Source organism: Mycolicibacterium moriokaense, from assembly GCF_010726085.1.
GTDB lineage: Bacteria > Actinomycetota > Actinomycetes > Mycobacteriales > Mycobacteriaceae > Mycobacterium > Mycobacterium moriokaense.
Genome location: NZ_AP022560.1, coordinates 1,299,830 through 1,319,373, shown reverse-complemented (window position 1 = coordinate 1,319,373; position 19,544 = coordinate 1,299,830). Strand labels below are relative to the sequence as shown.

19 protein-coding genes are annotated in these 19,544 nt (G+C 67.0%); 12 read left to right on the top strand and 7 right to left on the bottom strand.

Features of this window, described 5'->3' with window-relative positions; translation table 11 throughout:
• Window positions 1-77 precede the first annotated feature (77 nt).
• On the top strand, window positions 78-779 hold the full coding sequence (locus G6N43_RS06360) for a cutinase family protein (protein ID WP_083153540.1): 702 nt from the start codon (window positions 78-80) through the stop codon (window positions 777-779).
• Here G6N43_RS06360 and G6N43_RS06355 read toward each other — a convergent pair.
• Entirely contained in the window at window positions 776-1,402 is a 627-nt protein-coding gene (locus tag G6N43_RS06355; RefSeq protein WP_083153538.1) for a TetR/AcrR family transcriptional regulator, read from the bottom strand. The genes G6N43_RS06360 and G6N43_RS06355 overlap by 4 nt on opposite strands.
• 91 nt (window positions 1,403-1,493) lie before the next feature.
• Between G6N43_RS06355 and G6N43_RS06350 the strand changes: the two genes are divergently transcribed.
• Window positions 1,494-2,711 carry a cytochrome P450 gene (locus G6N43_RS06350; RefSeq protein WP_083153536.1) on the top strand — a complete coding sequence of 406 codons (1,218 nt, stop codon included), beginning with the start codon at window positions 1,494-1,496 and terminating at the stop codon, window positions 2,709-2,711.
• A 6-nt stretch (window positions 2,712-2,717) separates the two neighbouring features.
• Here G6N43_RS06350 and G6N43_RS06345 read toward each other — a convergent pair whose 3' ends face one another.
• Genes G6N43_RS06345 through G6N43_RS06335 form a run of 3 tightly spaced genes read right to left on the bottom strand, consistent with a single transcriptional unit; the run spans window position 2,718 to window position 5,761 of the window.
• The gene (locus G6N43_RS06345; protein ID WP_163658026.1) at window positions 2,718-3,422 is read right to left on the bottom strand and encodes a cutinase family protein; all 705 of its coding nucleotides are present in this window, start codon (window positions 3,420-3,422) and stop codon (window positions 2,718-2,720) included.
• A gap of 32 nt (window positions 3,423-3,454) precedes the next feature.
• Entirely contained in the window at window positions 3,455-4,471 is a 1,017-nt protein-coding gene (locus G6N43_RS06340) for an NADP-dependent oxidoreductase (RefSeq protein WP_083153533.1), read from the bottom strand.
• Between the two features lie 21 nt (window positions 4,472-4,492).
• On the bottom strand, window positions 4,493-5,761 hold the full coding sequence (locus G6N43_RS06335) for a spinster family MFS transporter (RefSeq protein ID WP_083153790.1): 1,269 nt from the start codon (window positions 5,759-5,761) through the stop codon (window positions 4,493-4,495).
• Between the two features lie 73 nt (window positions 5,762-5,834).
• On the opposite strand from G6N43_RS06335, the gene G6N43_RS06330 reads away from it, so the two are divergent.
• The 3 genes from G6N43_RS06330 (at window position 5,835) to G6N43_RS06320 (ending at window position 9,140) form a co-directional block, all read left to right on the top strand.
• On the top strand, window positions 5,835-6,203 hold the full coding sequence (locus G6N43_RS06330; RefSeq protein ID WP_083153531.1) for a hypothetical protein: 369 nt from the start codon (window positions 5,835-5,837) through the stop codon (window positions 6,201-6,203).
• A 166-nt stretch (window positions 6,204-6,369) separates the two neighbouring features.
• On the top strand, window positions 6,370-8,673 hold the full coding sequence (locus G6N43_RS06325) for a glycoside hydrolase family 183 protein (RefSeq protein WP_083153529.1): 2,304 nt from the start codon (window positions 6,370-6,372) through the stop codon (window positions 8,671-8,673).
• A gap of 2 nt (window positions 8,674-8,675) precedes the next feature.
• A complete protein-coding gene (locus tag G6N43_RS06320; RefSeq protein ID WP_083153527.1) occupies window positions 8,676-9,140 on the top strand; it encodes a hypothetical protein in 465 nt (154 codons plus the stop codon).
• A 275-nt stretch (window positions 9,141-9,415) separates the two neighbouring features.
• Here the strand turns inward: G6N43_RS06320 and G6N43_RS06315 are convergent, their stop codons facing one another.
• A complete protein-coding gene (locus G6N43_RS06315; RefSeq protein WP_083153525.1) occupies window positions 9,416-10,078 on the bottom strand; it encodes a M15 family metallopeptidase in 663 nt (220 codons plus the stop codon).
• A gap of 99 nt (window positions 10,079-10,177) precedes the next feature.
• Here G6N43_RS06315 and G6N43_RS06310 point away from each other — a divergent pair, with 99 nt between their 5' ends.
• The 7 genes from G6N43_RS06310 to G6N43_RS06280 all read left to right on the top strand — a co-directional run bounded on the left by G6N43_RS06310 (window position 10,178) and on the right by G6N43_RS06280 (window position 17,975).
• Entirely contained in the window at window positions 10,178-11,392 is a 1,215-nt protein-coding gene (locus G6N43_RS06310) for a cytochrome P450 (RefSeq protein WP_083153523.1), read from the top strand.
• Window positions 11,393-11,435: 43 nt separating this feature from the next.
• Window positions 11,436-12,557, top strand: coding sequence for an XdhC family protein (locus tag G6N43_RS06305; protein WP_083153521.1), 1,122 nt, complete (start codon window positions 11,436-11,438; stop codon window positions 12,555-12,557).
• A 108-nt stretch (window positions 12,558-12,665) separates the two neighbouring features.
• Window positions 12,666-14,966 (top strand): xanthine dehydrogenase family protein molybdopterin-binding subunit, encoded by a 2,301-nt coding sequence (locus tag G6N43_RS06300; RefSeq protein WP_179967977.1) that lies wholly within the window; start codon window positions 12,666-12,668, stop codon window positions 14,964-14,966.
• Window positions 14,966-15,679, top strand: coding sequence for an SRPBCC family protein (locus G6N43_RS06295; protein WP_083153517.1), 714 nt, complete (start codon window positions 14,966-14,968; stop codon window positions 15,677-15,679). Before G6N43_RS06300 ends, G6N43_RS06295 begins: the two co-directional genes overlap by 1 nt.
• Window positions 15,676-16,551 carry an FAD binding domain-containing protein gene (locus G6N43_RS06290; protein WP_083153514.1) on the top strand — a complete coding sequence of 292 codons (876 nt, stop codon included), beginning with the start codon at window positions 15,676-15,678 and terminating at the stop codon, window positions 16,549-16,551. Before G6N43_RS06295 ends, G6N43_RS06290 begins: the two co-directional genes overlap by 4 nt.
• A complete protein-coding gene (locus G6N43_RS06285; RefSeq protein WP_083153512.1) occupies window positions 16,544-17,014 on the top strand; it encodes a (2Fe-2S)-binding protein in 471 nt (156 codons plus the stop codon). Before G6N43_RS06290 ends, G6N43_RS06285 begins: the two co-directional genes overlap by 8 nt.
• A 34-nt stretch (window positions 17,015-17,048) precedes the next feature.
• Window positions 17,049-17,975: an NAD(P)-dependent oxidoreductase gene (locus tag G6N43_RS06280; RefSeq protein ID WP_083153785.1), complete on the top strand. Its 927-nt coding sequence runs from the start codon at window positions 17,049-17,051 to the stop codon at window positions 17,973-17,975.
• 459 nt (window positions 17,976-18,434) lie between these two features.
• Here the strand turns inward: G6N43_RS06280 and G6N43_RS31025 are convergent, their stop codons facing one another.
• Window positions 18,435-19,052, bottom strand: a complete 618-nt coding sequence (locus G6N43_RS31025; RefSeq protein ID WP_407664904.1) for a DUF222 domain-containing protein — start codon at window positions 19,050-19,052, stop codon at window positions 18,435-18,437.
• Window positions 18,965-19,534 carry a DUF222 domain-containing protein gene (locus tag G6N43_RS31020; RefSeq protein ID WP_407664892.1) on the bottom strand — a complete coding sequence of 190 codons (570 nt, stop codon included), beginning with the start codon at window positions 19,532-19,534 and terminating at the stop codon, window positions 18,965-18,967. Before G6N43_RS31020 ends, G6N43_RS31025 begins: the two co-directional genes overlap by 88 nt.
• Window positions 19,535-19,544: the final 10 nt, after the last annotated feature.

The following is a 19,544-nucleotide window of genomic DNA, read 5'->3' as shown; positions in this document are numbered from 1 at the left end:
GAGTCGGGAACTCCGCGTACGCGGAGCCCAGCGTTGAGCCCACGCAAATTCCAGAGCGATCACAGGCGGTGCGAGGTATGCGGGTCATCAATCGGTTGGTCATTGTTTCGGGGGTAGCGGTCGCAGCGTTGCTGACGCCATCGGCGCCACTGCCGTCGGCATCGGCGGTGGCGTGTGCAGATGTGGAGGTTGTCTTCGCGCGCGGCACATTCGAAGCGCCCGGAGTCGGCGGAGTCGGACAGTCGTTCGTCGATTCGCTGCGCTCGAAGATCGGTGACAAGTCGATGGACGTATACCCGGTCAACTACCCTGCGTCGCTCGATTTCGCGACGGCCGCGGATGGCGTCATCGATGCGCGGAACAAGGTCCAGGACGTGGCCAACACCTGCCCGAACACGGAGATCGTGCTCGGCGGCTTCTCGCAGGGTGCCGCCGTGGCCGGGTACATCACCGCCGACGCGGTGCCACCTGGCTTCACCCTTCCGCAGGGAATCACCGGTCCGATGCCCGCGGAGGTGGCCGACCATGTGGCCGCGGTGGCGCTGTTCGGAAAGCCGTCGAACGGCTTCCTGCAGACGATCAACACCGCCGCCCCACCCATCACGGTGGGCAGCCGCTATGCGGGTAAGACCCTCGACCTGTGCGTCCCCACCGATCCGATCTGCTCGGCCGGTGGAGGCGATGGCGCCGCGCACAACCTCTATCCGGTCAACGGGATGACCGACGAGGCGGCGACGTTCGCCGCAGCGCGTATCTCGGACGCCGCGAGCTCACACTAGAGCCAGGTATTCGACGACGGCTCGAACCGCAACGGCACGGCCCGCGGCAGCTTCCTTCGCGGACCGGTGGATATCGAATCGACGAGCAGGGCGACGTAGCGCCGCCAGCCGTCGCTGTCGGAATCCATCGTGAGCAGCACGCTGTAGAGCATTGCGATGAAACGGGGCAGGTCGTCGGGGACCACGTCGGAGCGGATCACCCCCGCTTCGCGACCGCGTGCGGTGAGTTCGGCCAGGGCGTCGTTCAGCTCGGCGGAGATGTCGGACCGCAGCGAGCCGGCCCGCCGTGCCGCGGTCAGCAGATGGTGTTCGCGAGCACCGAGTGAGATGGCCGCCTCGATCAATGTGACGAGTCCGCGCATGGGGTCCTTGTCGGCGCGGGCCTTCTCGATCATCGGCGTGAGGTCTTCGGCGATGCTCTGGTCCAAGGCGGCGCTGATCAGGTCGCCCTTCGTCGGAAACCGTCGATACAGCGTCCGCTCGCCGACACCTGCCCGGCGGGCGATGGCCTCCATCGGCGCATCCGCCCCCAGTTCGCCGTAGACGTCACGCGCAGCGCGCAGAATGCGCTCGGCGTTGCGCGCCGCATCGGCGCGCAACGGGCGGTCGGCTACCGCGGGCATCGGCCCAGTCTAACTGACAGTTGACTGGCACTCTGGCGCGCTTTACGCTCTGGCTAATTGGCAGGGTTCTGACACTTAACGGGAAACGCCGGTGACAACAACGACTTCCGAGGCGACGGAGTCCGACCTCCCCGCCATTCCCGCCGCCCGCTCGGCGTCGTGCCCGTTGCATCCGCCCGCGGAGTTCGCGCAGTGGCGCGAGGAGCCGGGTCTGCGCCTGGCGATGTATCAGGGCCGGCCGACCTGGGTGGTCAGCCGGTACGAGGACATCAGGGCGGCACTGGTCGATCCGCGACTGTCGGCCGAGACCATCCCCGCGGGGATGTTGCCGAAAGACAGCGACAACAACACACCCGTGATGTTCGCGCGGGTGGACGACCCCGAGCACCATCGCATCCGGCGAATGCTGACCAGAGACTTCACCTTTCGGCGGGTCGACGGTATGCGGCCCCAGATCCAGGAGATCGTCGACTCCTATCTCGACAGGATGCTCGACGCCGGACCGCCCGCAGATCTGGTGCGCGCCTTCGCGTTACCGGTGCCGTCCCTGGTCATCGCACATCTGCTCGGGGTGCCCGACGACGACCTCGAACTGTTCCACCACCACACGACGGTCGGACTGGACGTCCACGCCTCAGACGAGGAGAAGGCGCAAGCGTTCGGGGCGATGTTCGCCTACATCGGAGAGCTGGTCGAGCGCAAGAAGCAGGAACCCGGCGACGACCTGCTGGGTCGCCTCGTCACCGACCACGTGCTCAACGGCGACATCAGCGCCGAGACCGCGACCGTCACCGGAGCGATCATGATGCAGGCCGGGCATGAGACCACGGCGAACATGCTCGCGCTGGGAACCGTTGCGCTGATGGAACATCGGGAGCTGTTCGACCGCCTCGGCAACAGCAACGACCCAGCCGTCATCGCCAACATCGTCGAAGAACTGATGCGCTATCTCGCCATCGTTCACAGCCAGGTCGACCGGATCGCCACCGAGGACCTTGTCCTGGGCGGTCAGCAGATCCGCGCAGGGGACTTCCTCGTGATGAACATTCCGGCCGCGAACTGGGACCCTGCCTTCGTCGCGCACCCCGAGGTGCTGGACGGCAATCGAAACGCACGCGGGCACTTGGGTTTCGGTTACGGCGTGCACCAGTGCATCGGCGCGAACCTCGCCCGCGTGGAGATGCAGATCGCGTTCGCGACGCTGGCCCGCCGGGTGCACGGGCTGCGCTTGGCCGTCGGCCTCGACGAACTGAGGTTCAAGGGCGAGTCCGGTATCTACGGCATGCGGGAGCTACCCGTTACCTGGTGACCCAATCTAGAGCCGCTGCACCGCGTACGCCGCCGCCTCGTTGGTGCTGCCGTTGAGCCCGTACATCGCGTGGGCCCAGCTCGGCGGGCCGGGGGCGGCGCCGTTGCAGATGGTGTCGTCCGGGGCACACAGCTTTAACGTCTTGCCGGCGTAGGACGGTCCGATCGTGATAGGCGGCGCGCCGACGCTGCCCATGAACTCGGGCGACGGAAGGCCGATCAGCACCACGGCCGCGACGTGCTCGGCGACCTCGGGCGGCATCGGATTGGGGATGAACTGGCGATACTCGGCGGGCACCTCGTCGGGTATCTCGGCCGACGTCACGTAGCCGGCGAGGGCCGCCCCTTGGGAGAACCCGCCGAGCACGATCCTGGTGTCGGGACAGTTCGCCGCCGTCGACTCGACGTGTTCACCGGCATCGCGGATACCGTCGACGACCGTCCTGGCGAAGGCGATGCGGTCGCCGAAGTCACTACTGGCGGCGTAGTTGACCGGATAGACGTTGACGGACCGCGGCTCGGCCTGCGCGCGTACCGCGTCGACGAACGCCTGGCCCACTCCACCCACGCCGGGTGGTTCGGCTGTGCCGCGGGCGAAGACCACTTCGACGTCGGGGCAGCCCTGTGCGGCGGCGAATGGAACAGGCGCGATGAGCACAGCCGCAGCGGAGGTAGCGGCCGCGCCGAGCAAACGTAGGACGCTGGAGATCATGACCCTCTGTACCCCCTTTTGTCCGCGTGTACTCAGGTTGATGTCGGATCGCTGATCTTCACCAGCATCTTGCCGATGTTCGCGCCGGTGAACAACCCGTTCATCGCGTCGACGCACGATTCGATGCCCTCGTAGATCGTTTGCCGATGCACAAGCTTGCCTTCGGCCTCCCACTGGCGGAGTGGGCCGAACGCCTCCTCGAACCTGCCCCATTCGTCGAGCGCGTTGAAACCCTGCATCGTCGCGGTCTTCGCCAGCAAATTTACGTAGTTCGCGGGACCGGGGTGTTCACCCGTCAGATAACTGGAGATGACACCGCACAACACCACCCGCGCCTTCGGTGCGAGACGGCCCAGCACGGCGTCCAGGATCGGCCCGCCGACATTGTCGAAATACACGTCGACCCCGCGCGGGCAGTGCTCCTTCAGCGCGACCTTGATGTCGTCCTCGCGGTAGTCGATGCACGCGTCGAAACCGAAGTCCTCGACCACCGCCTTGCACTTCTCGGGACCGCCGGCGATTCCCACCACGCGTGCGCCCGCGATCTTGGCGATCTGTCCGGCCACCGATCCGGTCGCACCGGCCGCGGCGGAGACGACCACCGTCTCGCCCTCCTTCGGCTTGCCGATGCCGACCATCCCGAAGTACGCGGTGGCACCCGTCGGCCCGTAGACCGACATCACCGCGAGCTGGTCGACTTTGTCCTGAGGTCCCGGCACCGGTGTGGTGAAGATGTCGTCACGGCAGATGACGTATTCCTGAAACCCGGTCAGCGTCGTGACGACGTCGCCGACGGCGTACGCGGCGCACCGCGATTCCACGACCTCCCCGATGCCCGCCGCGCGGATGACCTCACCGATCTGCACCGGCGGCAGATAACCCGGCTGGTCGTTCAGCCAGGTGCGCGCAGCGGCGTCGATACCCACATACGTGGTGCGGACAAGCGCCTCCCCCTCTGCGGGCTCGGGCGCGGGGGTGGTGACCAACTCGGTGTCCTCGGGTGCGACCAATCCGGTCGGCCGGCGTCGCAACAGGATCTGACGGTTCATCAGCGCAGCCACGTTCGGAACCTACCTGTCGACGATCTCGCGCAGGAAGCGTTGGCTCGCCACGAGATAGCAGACGATCGCGACGACCTGCGCCACCGGAACGATCAGCAGCGCACGCCCCAGCGACGTGGCGCCGAGGTCGGCCTTGAGTGCATCGCTAATGGCGCCGGTGAGATAAGGCCCCGCCGATCCGACCATGGAACCGAAGAACAAGAGGATGGCCGACGCCGTCGCGCGCTCCTCCACACGTGCCAACCGTTGAATCGCCGCGATCGACGGCGCCATGTGCGCGGTACCGATGACGTAGCTCAACGCGATGAACCAGACGCACAGGGTTCGGCTTTCGACCAGGAACGCCAACACCGAAAACGGAATCAACGCCGCGGTCATCGCGGCCACCAGCCACAGGGACCACCGAGGATCTCTGGCGGACAGGCGATCCGCGAGCCGTCCCACGATCAGCAAGCTGGCTATCCCGGTCAGGCCGCTGGCGACACCATATTGCACACCCATGTCGCCGAGCGACATCCCGCGTGTTCGCATCAGGTAGGCGGGGGCGAAGGTGGTCAGCGAGTACCCCGCGAACGCGATGAATGCGGCGCCGAGGACGACGGCCAGAAAGCTCGGCTTCTTCAGCAGATCCAGCGCTTTCCGTGTCTGCACCACGCTGTCGGCGGGCTCGACGGCCGGCATCGACTGGCGGCGCCCGAGGGCGACGAGCACCAGCGGTGCGAACACGACGCTGATCGCACCCATCAGCACGAAGGCCGTCCGCCACCCCAGGGTGTGCGCAAGCAGCCCGCCGCCGAGCAGGCTGGCGGCGCTGGCCAACGGGACCGCGAGGGTGATGACGGCCAGCGGCGCGGCGCGGCGCTCCGGTGGGAAGTTTCGCGCCACGTAGGCGTGCGCCGCCGGTGTGCTGCCCGCTTCGCCCACCGCGACGCCGATCCGGGTGAGCGCGAGCTGGAAGGTCGACTGGACCGCCGCGCCGAGCATCGTCATGGTGCCCCAGAGGGTCAGACAGCTCGAGATGACCAGGCCGAAGGCGCCGCGGTCCGCGAGCCGGGCGATCACCAGGCCGAGCACCGCGTAGACGGCGAGGAACCAGAAGCCGTTGATGACGCCGATTGCGGTGTCCGACAACGCCAGATCGTTCTTGATCGGCTCGGCCAGTACCGCGGGCAGAAAGCGGTCGGCGTAGTTGAGCGTGCCGACGACGGCGAGCAGCACGACGGCCGTCCAGGCCCGCCGCGTGCTGTGGGGCGTCAATGTCTCGTCGACAAGCGTCATCCGCGGAAGCTTCACAGATTGTGTCCCGCATGTCACGCGACTGAACACAACATCTGGGTGTAGAAGGAGAGCCATGGCAGAAGCGGGCGTCTGGGTGGTATGGGGGATCCCCACACGGGGCCGCGAGGTGCAAGCCCTCGAATTCCTGAAGGACAAGCTGACCGGCTACCTGCAGGAGCTTGTGCGCGAGGGCAGGATCGAGCGATTCGATGCCGCGATCCTCAAACCGCAGAGCGACCAGTTGGGGGGGTTCGTTCTCATCCAGGGCACCCGGCAGCAGATAGACAGCCTGCATCAGGACAAGCAGTTCGAGACGTATGCGTTCGAGGTACAGGCCATCGCCGACCACGTCAACATCATCGAGGCGTGGGTCGGAGATGGTCTGCAGTACGCGTTCGGCCTGTACGAGGACGCCCTGCGTGAAGCCGGCCTGATGTCTTAGCCGGGAGAGCGCACCCCGCCCGAGCTTCTCGACAAAACGCCACCAAGATCAACCCCACAGGGACAAGTGTGAATTTTGGGACGTTTGACCTATTTTGCTGCGCGGACGGCCGCTGTGCTATCTAATTTCTCTACGGGTCGGGGGACCATGTTTTGAAAGGGATGGCATGGGACCTGCCAGCTATATCGGGCGCGTCGGGGGGCTGGCCTTCGCGTTGGGCGTCGGCACGGCGATCGCCATGAGCCCCGGGGTTGCCACGGCGCAGACGAACGATTCATCGTCGGCATCGTCCACGGATTCCTCCACCAACACCGGATCGACCACCGGCACGTCCACGACTGGCACATCGACGACGGGGTCTACAACCACCGGCGAGTCGAAAGACGATGACCCGAAAGACGATGACCCGAAGGACGACGACGCAACGGTCAGTCCGTCCGGGACGACCGCTGCGAGCGGGTCGGCGACGGGCAGCTCTGGCACCACCGGATCCACGCAGAACGAGAAGCGCGGGGCGGTAGAACCCGGGCAGGTGAGCGCCCAAACGAATACCGGCACCTTGAGTAGCTCAGGGTCGGCGGCATCGGGCGAAAAAGACGAGAAAAAAGACGACGAGAAATCGGAGCCCGAGCCGGCGGAGACCGAGAAGCCCACCGAACAACCGGAGCTTCCCGGCGATGAACAAGAAACCACCGTCCAGGACGAGACCGAGAAGGAGACGGTCCCACCGGTCGTCACCAAGGACGACGGCAAGGACGACACCAAGGGTTCGGACTATGAGCCCGCCACATCATCGAAGACACAGCAGGCCGGCACGACAACCGCGCTGACCACCCAATCATCAACGGACCCCGGCTCGGTCAATCAAGTCAATCAAGAGGTCAAGGACGTCGCTACGTTCGTCGATGCGCGTGTTCTCGCCGCATCGGGCCCGCTGAACATCTCGCCGATGATGGCCGCGCAGACAACGGAAGACCTCATCGGGACCACCGAAACCGAAGACACCACCGAAGACCCCGACCTGCTCACGGCCGCAGTGGAAATCGTGTCCGACGTGGTCGACGCATTGCTCAACCCCCTTGCGGGTAGCACGCCGATCGATCCCTCCGCCCCGCTCGCGTGGACCCTCCTCGCCGCGGCCCGCCGCGAGGTGGACGATCTCGTCGACGCACTCACCGGCCAGTCCACTGAGGACATGACGCTCGCCTCCGCACAAACGACGAGCCAGGCGCTCGCAACACCGCCACCGACCGCTCGGCCGGTCTTCCCCCAACCCGGCCAATGGCTCAGCGTCTCAACCCAATTCGTGGACTGGATCACCGGAAACAATCCGGCGAACAATACGCAGTTCTACTACGGCGTCACGGGTACCGACCTCGGCATCATGTGGGACAACGGCATGGAGGACGACCCGAGTACCCCGTACAACGAACACCAGATTCTGATCGCCTTCGGCGACACCTTCGGCGTCGGCGGCATGGCAGCGGGCACCCATTGGCGGTCGAACATTCTGTTCCGCAGCGTCGACGCAAATCTGTTGGACGGTCTGGATTTCACGGATCCAGAATGGTTCACCGGCAACGACTTCGGCGGATCGCCGTTGACGTACGTCCCCTCGGGTGCGCCGTACCAGTACATGGCTCGGCAGATCATCTTCCCCAGCGGCCTGCCCGCCGGGATCACTCTGATTCCGACCGCCGGGATCTCGGTGCCGACACCTGGAACCGAATACGGGGTGACGCAGTACATCAGCTTCATGTCCGTGACCAAGTGGGGCGCTCCGGGCCAGTGGACGACGAACTACTCGGCGATCGCGTACTCCGAAGACAACGGCGAGACATGGACGGTTGCGCCGCAGACCGTCCGCTACAACACCCCGGGGAGCGGTAATCAGAATTTCCAGCAGATGGCGTTTGTCAGGCCGGGCGACGGTTACGTCTACGCCTACGGGACGCCCAACGGTCGACTGGGTTCGGCCTACGTCGCGCGAGTGCCCGAACGCGACATCCTCGACCTGTCGAAGTACGAGTACTGGAATGGGGGCACGGCCGGCGGGTGGTACGGCATCGGCGCCACCGCACCCGGGTGGGTGAAGGGCAGTCCGGCGGCCGCGACGCCGATCTTCGGCCAGACGACGACGACACCCGGCGCGTGCGGAAGCGTCACCATCAACCCGGGCAGCGGAGTCAGCGAGATGTCCGTTCAGTACAACAAGCATCTCGAGAAGTTCGTCGTTCTCCACGCCGACCGGAACAACAGCATCATCATGCGGACCTCCGACCGACCGGAGGGCGGCTGGTCGGGGCCCAAGGTGTTGATGAAACAGCAAAACGGCGGGATTTACGCGCCGATGATGCATCCGTGGTCGCCCTCGACGCAGGGCACCGGTTCCGAGCTGTACTGGAACCTGTCGCTGTGGTCGGAGTACAACGTGATGTTGATGAAGACAGACCTCAACAAGGTGAAATAACCGTGCACCGCACCGTCGCGGTGGCTGCCGCAGCCCTCGCCGTGGTGTTCTCGGCCGCTACTGCAGCGGCCGACCCCGTCGCCGGTACGCCGTGCCCACCGGACGCCGCCGGGGCCGCGACTCGGCCCGCGGACGTGAAGCTGCCGCTGGTGTGCACCGGCGGCACGTGGCAGGCCGAAACCGCGCCGCAGGCGCCGAGCGACCGCTGGCTGAGCGTCGGCCCGCCGATCCTGCTGCACGGCGAGGGCCTGCGTAACGCGGACGTCGAGTCCGGCGAGTGGGTCGCAACGCCGCGAACTGCGGACACTCGGTGCCGGGCCGAACAACTGACGGTCCTCGGACCAGGTATTCTCTCTGAGCCGGAGGTCGCCGAGGGGGCGGCGGGCGAACCACTCGAGGTCACCTTTGCGCCGAGGTTGTTCAACCTGCAGCTGAGCGGCGATTGTCTGTGGGCTCGAAAGGGTTGAGCTGGTAGTGAAGGGGGTAATAGAGCGTCATGCCTGAAGCGAACGAAACCGCTGTCATCAATGTTTGCGGAGGATGCGGTTATCCGACGCTCGGGACACAGGTTTGCGCCTACTGCCTGGCGGAGACCCAACAGCCCGCGACCGAACAGCCGGCCGCCTAGCCGCCGGCGTTGAACAGCGAGCTCGGCGGCGCGTCGCTGTTGCACGCAGCCGGCAGGCCCACCGCGAACAGCGAAACGGCCGCGATCAATCTGCGCACCGGGGAATCAAATCACCTAATTCACAGGCACATCGAGAATCGGGTGGTTGGCGTAGGCACCCGGTGCGTCGAAGTGCCACCACTCCCCCTTGTAGACGGTGAACCCGCCCGCTGCCATCGCGTCGCGCAGCCTCGTCCGGTTCTCCTGCGCGGCCGGACTGACTCCCTCGGTGGCGTACGCGTTCGCGCGCGGGGTGAACTCGTCGAAACCCGTTCCCATGTCCACCAACTCGCCGTCGCGGGCCAACGTGACATCGACCGACAATCCCGCTTCATGGCTGCGCGCATACGGCCCCGGACGGGACACCCAGCCCGGTTCGGAGACCGCCTCATACATCCGGACCTGGACGTCGTGCGGCCGGTAGCAGTCCCAGAAGACGAGTACGTCGCCACCGGACCGCAGCGAATCGGCCGCTGTCGCCAGTCCCGCCGCCATCGCCTCATCGACGAGGCAGCGCGCGTCGGCGGGATACATCTGCTCCCCGACGAAGTTGTTCGGCGTCGCGTACCGCAGGTCGATGACCGCGTCGGGGACGACGGTCCGGACGTCGACCAGACCGGCCGCACGCGCCGCATCCGAGACGGGCGGAATGGTCTGATCCGGGGATGCCGCGGCGACACCGTGCGCGGCGCAGGCCGTGCCGCAAGCGACGAGCAGAGGGGCGATGACGTGGCGCACTCGTGACCTCGTTCCTCCGTTGGGGTAGTCGCCTACGCTAGTCCGCTTCCTCGCCTCGGATCGACGATCAGAGAGTCCGTCAGCCGCGAGGAGGGCCCGATGACCACCGCACTTGACCTACCCACCGTCGACTACGAGAACGCTCCCGATCCGCACGAAGCGCACCGACGCCTTGGCGAGGCCGTCCGGCGCTCACCGATCGCGATGGGGGCGCACGGCCCCGAGATCCTCAGCTACGAACTGGCGCGGACCGTGCTTCGCGACAACCGGTTGTGCGTGCCGGAAGGCCTCGGCCTCGAGACGCAAGGCATCACGTCTGGCCCGCTCTGGGACCGGGCGAGCTCGACGCTGCTCAGCATCAACGGAGAAGACCACTCCCGCCTGCGCCGGCTCGTGTCGAAGGCGTTCACGCCGCGCGCGGTCGGTCGGCTGGACACGGTGATCACCGACATCATCACGCGGTTGGTCGAACCGCTGCTGCCCATGGGCCGCTGCGAGGTGGTCGAGGACATCGCGCGGCCCTACCCCGTCCCCGTGATCGCGGAGCTGCTTGGCGCTCCGAGCCAGGACTGGAAGCTGTTCTCCGAGTGGGCCGATGACTTCTTCAAGCTGTTCAGCTGGAACGTGGCCGAACACGAGAACGCGATCCTCTCGGCCTGGAGCGAGCTGGACGACTATGTCGACGGCATGGTCGCCGAGCGCAGGCAGTCGCTGACCGACGACCTGATCTCCGAGCTGATCCGCGCCGAGGACGACGGTGACCGGCTGACGACCCCCGAGTTGCGCATGCTGGCGGCCGGAATCCTGATGGCGGGCACCGACACCACCCGCAACCAGCTCGCCGCGGCGATCGACATCCTGTGCGACCACCCCGACCAATGGGAGCTGCTCGCCGAGCACCCGGAACTCGCGATGAACGCGGTGGAGGAGCTGATGCGCTTCTACCCCGTCATCTTCGGCGCGATGCGGATGACCATCGAGGACGCCGAGTACGCGGGTGTGACGATCCCGGCGGGCACCTTCGTGCTGGTCAACACGGCCGCAGGCAACAGGGATCCCGAGGTGTTCGACGACCCCGATCGCCTGGACATCACCAGGGCGGGCGTCCCGCCCATGCAGACGTTCGGCGCAGGCGCGCACTACTGCCTCGGCGCGAACCTGGCCCGCCGTGAACTGGCCGAGGCACTGGTGGTCATGACCCGCCGGATGACGAATCTGCGCCGGACGGCCCCCTCGCAGTGGAAGCCGCTCGTCGGCATCACCGGACCGGCAGTGCTCCCCGTCGAGTTCGACGAACGTCCCGGCGGCTGCTGAGCATCTGCACAGCCGCGGCGCGGCTCGGGCTTACACTTCGAGCGTGCGCGACGTCCTCGACGAGTTGCTGTCGGTATGGCGGACCGGCGGCACGGCCGGGGTCGCCACCGTCGTGCGCACGATCCGATCCGCGCCGCGGCAACCCGGGGCCACCATGTTCGTCGCCCCCGACGGTTCGGTGACCGGCTCCGTGTCGGGTGGCTGCGTCGAAGCGGCGGTGTACGAATTGGCCAACGAGGTCGTCGCGTCCGGGCAGCCGGAGCTACAGCGGTACGGGGTCACCGACGAAGACGCCTTCGCCGTCGGCCTCACCTGTGGCGGCATCATCGACATCTTCGCCGAGCCGATGTCGCGCGAGACGTTCCCGCAATTGGAGGCGATTGCCGACGACATCGCGGCGCATCGCCCGACCGCCGTCGCCACCGTGATCGCGCACCCCGATCCGGAACGTATCGGGCGCAGGCTGGTGATCGGGGCAGACACCGTCGACGGCTCGCTCGGCTCGGCCCGCGCCGACGCCGCGGTCACCGACGATGCGCGGGGGCTGCTGGCCGCCGGGCGCTCGACCGTACTGTCCTACGGTCCCGACGGTCAGCGCCAGGACACCGGCATGGAGGTGTTCGTCGCCAGCCACGCCCCGCGTCCGCGGATGCTGATATTCGGTGCGATCGACTTCGCGTCGGCACTGGCCCGGCAAGGGGCGTTTCTCGGCTACCGCGTGACGGTGTGCGACGCGCGTCCGGTGTTCGCCACGCCGGCGCGGTTCCCCGGCGCCGAGGAGGTGGTCGTCGACTGGCCGGACCGCTACCTCGCCGAACAGGCGGCGGCTGGAGCCATCGATTCCCGCACCGCGATCTGCGTGCTCACCCACGACGCCAAATTCGACGTGCCGGTGCTGCAGGTCGCGCTGCGCCTGCCGCAGGTCGGCTACGTGGGGGTGATGGGCTCGCGGCGCACCCACGACGACCGGATGGCGCGCTTGCGCGAGGCCGGTCTCACCGACGCGGAACTGGGCAGGCTGGCCAGCCCCATCGGCCTCGATCTCGGTGCCCGCACCCCGGAGGAAACGGCGGTGTCGATCGCCGCCGAGATCATCGCCCGACGCTGGGGAGGACGAGGCGCACCGCTGACCGATACCGACGGACGGATCCACCACGATGCATGAGACAAATCGTGCGGTAATGTCGCTCTCTACTTCCGGAACTGTGTTTATCGCAGTACGATAATTCGACTCTCTGACCGCCATCCAGCCCCTCGGATTGGAGCGATAGACGTGGCTTATGCAGGCACCCGAGTCGCTCGCGTCGAGGACACCCGGCTGCTCACAGGCCACGGGACGTTCGTCGACGACATCACCCGCCCCGGCATGCTGCACGCCTGCTTCGTGCGCAGCCCGTTCGCCCGCGCACGAATCAACGGCATCGACGCGTCGGCGGCGCTGAAGCTGCCGGGTGTGCGCGCCGTGTTCACCGCCACCGACCTCAATCCCGAGGTGAAGGAGGCCTGGCACGCGGTGGCAGGCAAGGACGTGCCCGACACGCCCCGTCCCCCGCTGGCCGAGGGCGAGGCGAAGTTCGTCGGCGACCCGGTCGCGCTCGTCGTCGCCGAGAGCCGCTACATCGCCGAGGACGCCGTCGAGTTGGTGGACGTCGACTACGAACCGCTGCCCGCGATCGCCGACTTCACCAAGGCCGTCGGCAGCGATGTGGTGGTCCACGAGGCGTACCCCGACAACGTGGCAGGCGGCATGGGCGGCGCCCCGCCGGACGAGGAAACCTTCTCGTCGGCAGCACACGTCGCGTCGGCGAATGTCTACCAGCAGATCTACGCGCCGGTGCCGATCGAAACGCGTGGGCTCGTCGTCGAGTGGACGGCGGCCACCTCCGAGATGACGGTGTGGGCGTCGACGCAGACACCCCACGAACTGCGCGCGTTCTGCGCACGCCTGCTCGGCATTCCCGCGCAGGGCGTGCGGGTCATCATGCGCGACACCGGCGGCGGGTTCGGCCAGAAGGTCGTGCCGATGCGCGAGGACATGTGCATCATGCTGGCCGCGCGCAAGGTGCCCGCGGCACTCAAGTGGATCGAGGACCGCCGCGAGAATCTTATGTCGGCTGGGCAGGCCCGCCACGTCGACGGCAAGGCGCGCATGGCACTCGACGAGGACGGCAACATTCTGGCCGTCGACGTCGACTTCACATATGACATCGGCGCGTATCCGACGCCGTACCCGGTGCTGACCACGGCGGCCGTCGGCATGTTCTTCCCTGGCCCGTACCGGGTGCCGAAGTCCAGCTTCAACTACAAGACGGTGTTCTCGAACACCCCGGGCCTCGCGGCGTATCGCGGTCCGTGGCAGTACGAGACGTTGGCGCGCGAGATCCTGCTCGATGTGGCGGCGCGTCAGATGAACGTCGATCCCGTCGACTTGCGCCGCAAGAATCTGCTGCGCCGCGACGAGATGCCGTACTTCAACCCCAACGGCATGCCGTACGACCATGTGGCGCCGGTGGAGACGTTCGAGCAGGCCGTGAAAATCCTTGACCACGAAGGTTTTCGGAAAGAGCAGGCCGACGCGTTGGCCGAGGGCCGCTATATCGGCCTCGGCTTCGCGGCCTACATCGAGCCGACCGGCGCCGCGACGGGCCACCTCGGCACCGAAGGCTGCACCATCCGCATGGAGCCCACAGGCAAGATCAACGTGTACGTGAACGGCGGGTCGACGGGCAACAGCATCGAGACCACCGTCGTCCAGCTGACGGCCGACGTGTTGGGCGCGAACATCGACGATGTGTCGACGATTCAGGGCGATACCGCCGTGACACCATACGGCGCGGGCACGCAGGGCAGCCGGTCCGGCCCGATGACGGCGGGTGCCGTCAACGAAGCGGGGACCATCCTGCGCAACCAGATCCTCGCGATCGCCGCGCAGATGCTCGGGGTCGACGCCGACGACATCGAGCTGGGTGGCTCCAAAGCGACTGCGCGGGATGATTCTTCGAAGAGCGTTAGCTTCGCCGACATCGCCAATCGTTCGTATTACGAGCCCGCCCAGCTCGGTGGTGTGTCGCCCACGCTGGAGGCCACCGCACGCTTCGTGTCACCGCCGGAGGCGATGATCCACTGGGCCAACGCCACGCACGCGTGTACGTGTGAGGTCGACGTCGACACCGGTCATGTGAAGCTGACGCGCTACATCGTCAGTGAGGACGTGGGCCCGATGATCAACCCCAACGTCGTCGAGGGCCAGATCGCGGGCGGCACTGTGCAGGGCATCGGCGGCGCACTCCTAGAGGACATGGTCTACGACGACGACGGAAACCCTTTGGCGTCAACGTTTGTCGACTATCTGTTGCCGACGGCCACCGAGGTGCCGCCGATCGAGTACGGCCACGTCGAGATCCCCGGGCCTGGCGTCGGCGGCTACAAGGGTTGCGGCGAAGGGGGAGCCATCGGGTCGACGGCCGCGGTCATCAATGCCATCAATGATGCGCTGGCGCCGCTCGGTGTCACGCTGACCCGCTTGCCCGCCAGTCCATCAGCCATCGTTGCCCTCATCGAGGAGGCCCAATAGTGGAACTCAACAATGAATTTCGCGTCGCGGTGCCTGCAGCCAAGGCGTGGGAGGTTCTCACCGACGTCGAGCGCGTCGCCCCCTGCATTCCCGGTGCGCAGCTGCTGTCCGTCGACGGCGACGAGTTCACCGGTGCGGTTAAGGTCAAGGTCGGCCCGATCACGGTGTCCTACAAGGGCGAAGCGGCCTTCTTGGAGAAGGACGCGGCGGCGCAGCGCGTGGTGATCAAGGCCAATGGCAAGGAGACGCGCGGAAGCGGTAACGCAGCCGCCGTCGTCACCGCCGCGCTCAAGGATGAGGGCGACTCCACCACAGTCCTCATCACCACGGACCTGACGATCTCAGGTAAGGCGGCGCAGTTCGGTCGGGGCGTGCTCGCCGATGTGTCCAGCAGCCTGATCGGGCAGTTCGCCAAGAACCTCGAGGCCGATCTGCTCGGCGGATCCGCACCTGAGACTTCCATCGGCGAAACACCCACCGCCGCAGCGCAGCCCGCGGCACCGCAGGACAACGCGATCAACTCCCTGGCTCTCGCGAAGGCGGTGGCGCCGTCGCTCGCCAAGCGCTACGGGCCGGTGGTGGCCGCCATCGGCGCGGGTGTGGTGGTCGGATTCCTGCTCGGGCGGCGCAAGCGCAAGTCTCCCGCGGCGGTGGCCGACGACGTGCAGGCCGCATTGTTGCGGTTGCTCGAGAACGTGTCGCCGGCCCGATGAAGGCAGCCCCCTTCGCCTATCACCGGCCCGAGTCCGTCAAGGAGGCCGCCGATCTGCTCGATGAGTTCGGCGACGACGCGAAGATCCTGGCCGGCGGGCAGAGCCTCGTCCCCATGCTGGCGATGCGGCTGACGCATTTCGAGAACCTGATCGACATCTCGCGTATCGCCGAACTGCAGAGCATCGATCTGTGCGGTGACGAGGTGCGCATCGGTGCGGGCACGCCGCATGCCTTCGTCGGAATGGACGACGAGGTCGCCGATTCGGTGCCGTTGCTGACCTTGGCGACGCCTTATATCGGGCACTTTCAGATCCGTACGAGGGGGACAATCGGCGGCGCGATCGCACATGCGGATCCCGCTGCGGAGTACGCCGCAGTGGCGCTGGCGTTGGACGCAAAGATGGAGGTGGTGTCGTCGCAGGGCACCCGAAACATCGCGGCAGCAGACTTTTTCACCGGACTGTGGGAGACGTCGTTGCAGCCGGGCGAGATTCTCACGGCGGTGAGCTTCCCAGTGTGGGGCGGCCGGTCCGGTTTCGCGGTCGAGGAGTTCGCCCGCAGGCACGGTGACTTCGCGATCGCGGGGGCCGCGGTGGCGGTCGAGTTGGATTCCGATGATCGGATTGCACGCTGCGGCATAGGTCTGCTCGGGTTGGGCTCGACGCCGTTGCGCGGCAGTGGCGCAGAGGAAGCCGTGGTCGGCAAGGCGGTCGGCGATATCGCCGCCGATGAGATCGGCCAACTCGCGATCAGCGGTCTGGATGACATTCCGGCCGACCTGCAGGGGTCGGCCGCCTACCGAGCCAAGGTCGGCGCCACGATGGTGGCCAGGGCCTGGGAATCTGCGATCACAGGGGCAAGCAATGCATGAGTGGCCGGTTCGGGTTTCCGTCAACGGGGTGCCTACGGAGGCGACCGTCGAGCCCCGGTTGACGTTGGCGGATTATCTGCGCGAGAACTGTGGGCTGACCGGAACGCATCTGGGATGCGAGCACGGCGCATGCGGGGCTTGCACGGTGCTGGTCGACGGGCAGGCGGTTCGCGCGTGCCTGATGTTCGCGGTTCAGGCCGACGGCTGCGAGGTCACCACGGTCGAAGGCATCGCCGGTGAGGACGGCCAGCTGTCGCCGGTTCAGGCGGCGATGCGTGAGTGCCATGGCCTGCAGTGCGGGTTCTGCACGCCGGGGTTCGTCGTATCGATCACCGCGCTGTTGCGGGACAACCCCAATCCGACGGACGAAGAGGTTCGTGAGGGCCTGTCCGGGAACTTCTGCCGATGCACCGGCTACCAGGGCATCGTGAACGCGGTGCATCGCGCGGCGGAATTGAGCTAGGCGCTGCCCTGTTGGACCCGGCATGGTGGATGCAGTGAAGGTCGGGTTCGTAGGGTTGGGAAACATGGGCGCCGGTATGGCGGCCAATCTCGTCGAGGCTGGGCACGATGTCGCGGCCTACAACCGCTCGCAGCACAAGGTTGCGGTGCTTGTGCAGAAGGGCGCCAGGGCAGCTCGCACGGTCGCGGAGGCGAGCGGCGGTGACGTCGTCATCACGATGTTGGCCGACGACGCGGCGGTGGAAGCGGTGACGTTCGGTGTGGATGGCATCATCGCGTCGCTGCCGTCGGGTGCGACCCATGTCTCGTCGAGCACGATCAGCGTGGCGCTGGCGGAGCGACTGACGGACGCGCATGCCGCGGCGGGTCAACGTTTCGTGGCGGCGCCGGTGTTCGGGCGGCCAGAGGCGGCCGCGGCGGCGAAGCTGTTCGTGGTCGCGGCGGGTGAACCCGCTGCGGTGCAGGCGCTTTCGCCGGTGTTCGACGCAATCGGTCAGCGGACGTTCGTGGTGGGCGACGACCCGAAGGCGGCGAGCCTCGTGAAGCTGAGCGGGAATTTCCTCATCGCCTCGGTCATCGAGTCGCTCGGTGAGGCGATGGCGTTGGTGGAGAAGGCCGGTGTCGACAAGCAGGAGTATGTCGAGCTGTTGACGTCGACGCTCTTCAACGCGCCGGTCTACAAGACGTACGGCGGACTGATGGCTCGCGAGGAGTTCGAGCCCGCCGGTTTCGCCGCCACGCTCGGTTTGAAGGATGTTCGCCTCGCGCTCGCCGCGGGCGAATCGCTACAGGTGCCACTCCCGGTGGCCAGCCTCATCCGCGACCGCTTCCTCACGCTGCTAGCCAACGGCGGAGCACATCTCGATTGGTCTGCGCTCGGCAAGGTCGCCACGTGGGAGGCCGGCGGTCAGAAGGGTGGGGGGTCGTGGGGGTCTGGTGGTGGTGGTGTGGGTGGGAAGTAGTCGTTGACGCCCCAACCGGTTCGGGTCTTGTCGGCTTGTTGGGTGTCGTGGGCTTGGGCTTGGATTGCGGCGTGGTTGTGGGCGCGTTGGGTGTCGATGGTTTTGGCGCGGTTCTGAGCGCGGGTGGCGCTGCGCCGCGGCATGGCCAACCTGCGGGCAGCCTCGCTCTTGGTGGGTGCGTTCGGGTTGGTGGTGGTGAGGGGGGCGGTGGGGCGACACAGGCTGGGAAACCATAATCGACTGCCCGGATGGGTGGTGTAGGTCTGTCCCTGCGGGCTGGTCCATGTCACGGTGCCGTCGGGGAGTTGTTCATCGTGCCAGCCCCAAAATGTTTTGAGTAAGTGATGTTTTCGGCATAAACATTTGAGGTTCGAGGCTTGAGTCGGCCCGCCCGGGTAGGCGAGGTGTGGTCGATGTCGCAGTGGTGGGCGGGTTCATCACAGCCCGGGAAGCGACACGTCATGTCGCGACAGCGCACGAAGGTGGCCAACACCGCCGAGGGGATGTAGCGCGGCTCAGCCGCAGCGTTGCCGGGGTGGCGCACCCACACGAGTTTGGCGGTGCCCGCGACTTTGGCGGCCAGCAGCGGGCGGGCAGCATCGCCCCCAACAACATCGCCGGCGCGCTGGCCGCCGGCGCCGGCGGCGGCGCGGGCATCCGGTCCAGGGCTTCGGCGATCGTCATCTCGCGTAGCGGCTTATCGGCCGGCGGCAGTTCCACCGTCCCGTCCAACTGGGCGGGGGTGTCATCGGTCAACGAGTCCTCAGAAGCGATGACGTGGACCACCACCGCGCTGGGCTGGCGCTCGGCGGCCGCACAGCCGGGATCGCCGCAGCCGCAGGCCAGCCGGTCGGCGCCGTGCCCCAACGCGCCCAGCGCCGCGGAGCGGCGCTGATCCAGGGTGCGCGGATCGTTGTCACACACCGCACGGGCCATCGCGTCCAGGCGTTGATCCAGCGCGTCGCCGTCGGTGACGATCAACCGGCCGATCACGACCACCGCCCCGGAGCCGTCATCAGGTTTGTCGATGTCGACTTTGAGGCCCTGGGCGGCGTATTCGGTGCGCCGCACCGCCATCGGGTCATAGCGCTCGACCCAGTAGTCGACCTCGGCGGCGGTGCGGATCGCCGACAGCGGCCCCACGCCTGCAGGCGCGCGGCGATCTCGGTGTCGAGCTTGGCCATCACGTCGGGGTCTTTGACCAGCCGGGTACGCGCCACCACCGTCGAGACCAACCGGTAGTTCACCGCCCCGGCGGCGAACACCTCCGCCACCCGCGGCAGACGCTCGCGAAGCCCCACCGCGATCGACAACTGATGCGACGCCACCCCCAATGACACGTGTTGGGCGGCGGCGATCGAGGCCGCGACTGCCCCCCAGTTGTCCAAACACCACTGCTCACGCTCGACCGAGCCGCTGGCGGCATACAGGCGCTCGAGCTCATCGGCGCTGGCGAACAACCGCTGGGCACACGCGGCATTTTCCAGCCGCGCCCACGCCCCCACCGCCGCCGGCCCCGCACTCGCCAAGGCCGCCACCACCACCCGCTGATCGAACATACATTCGACA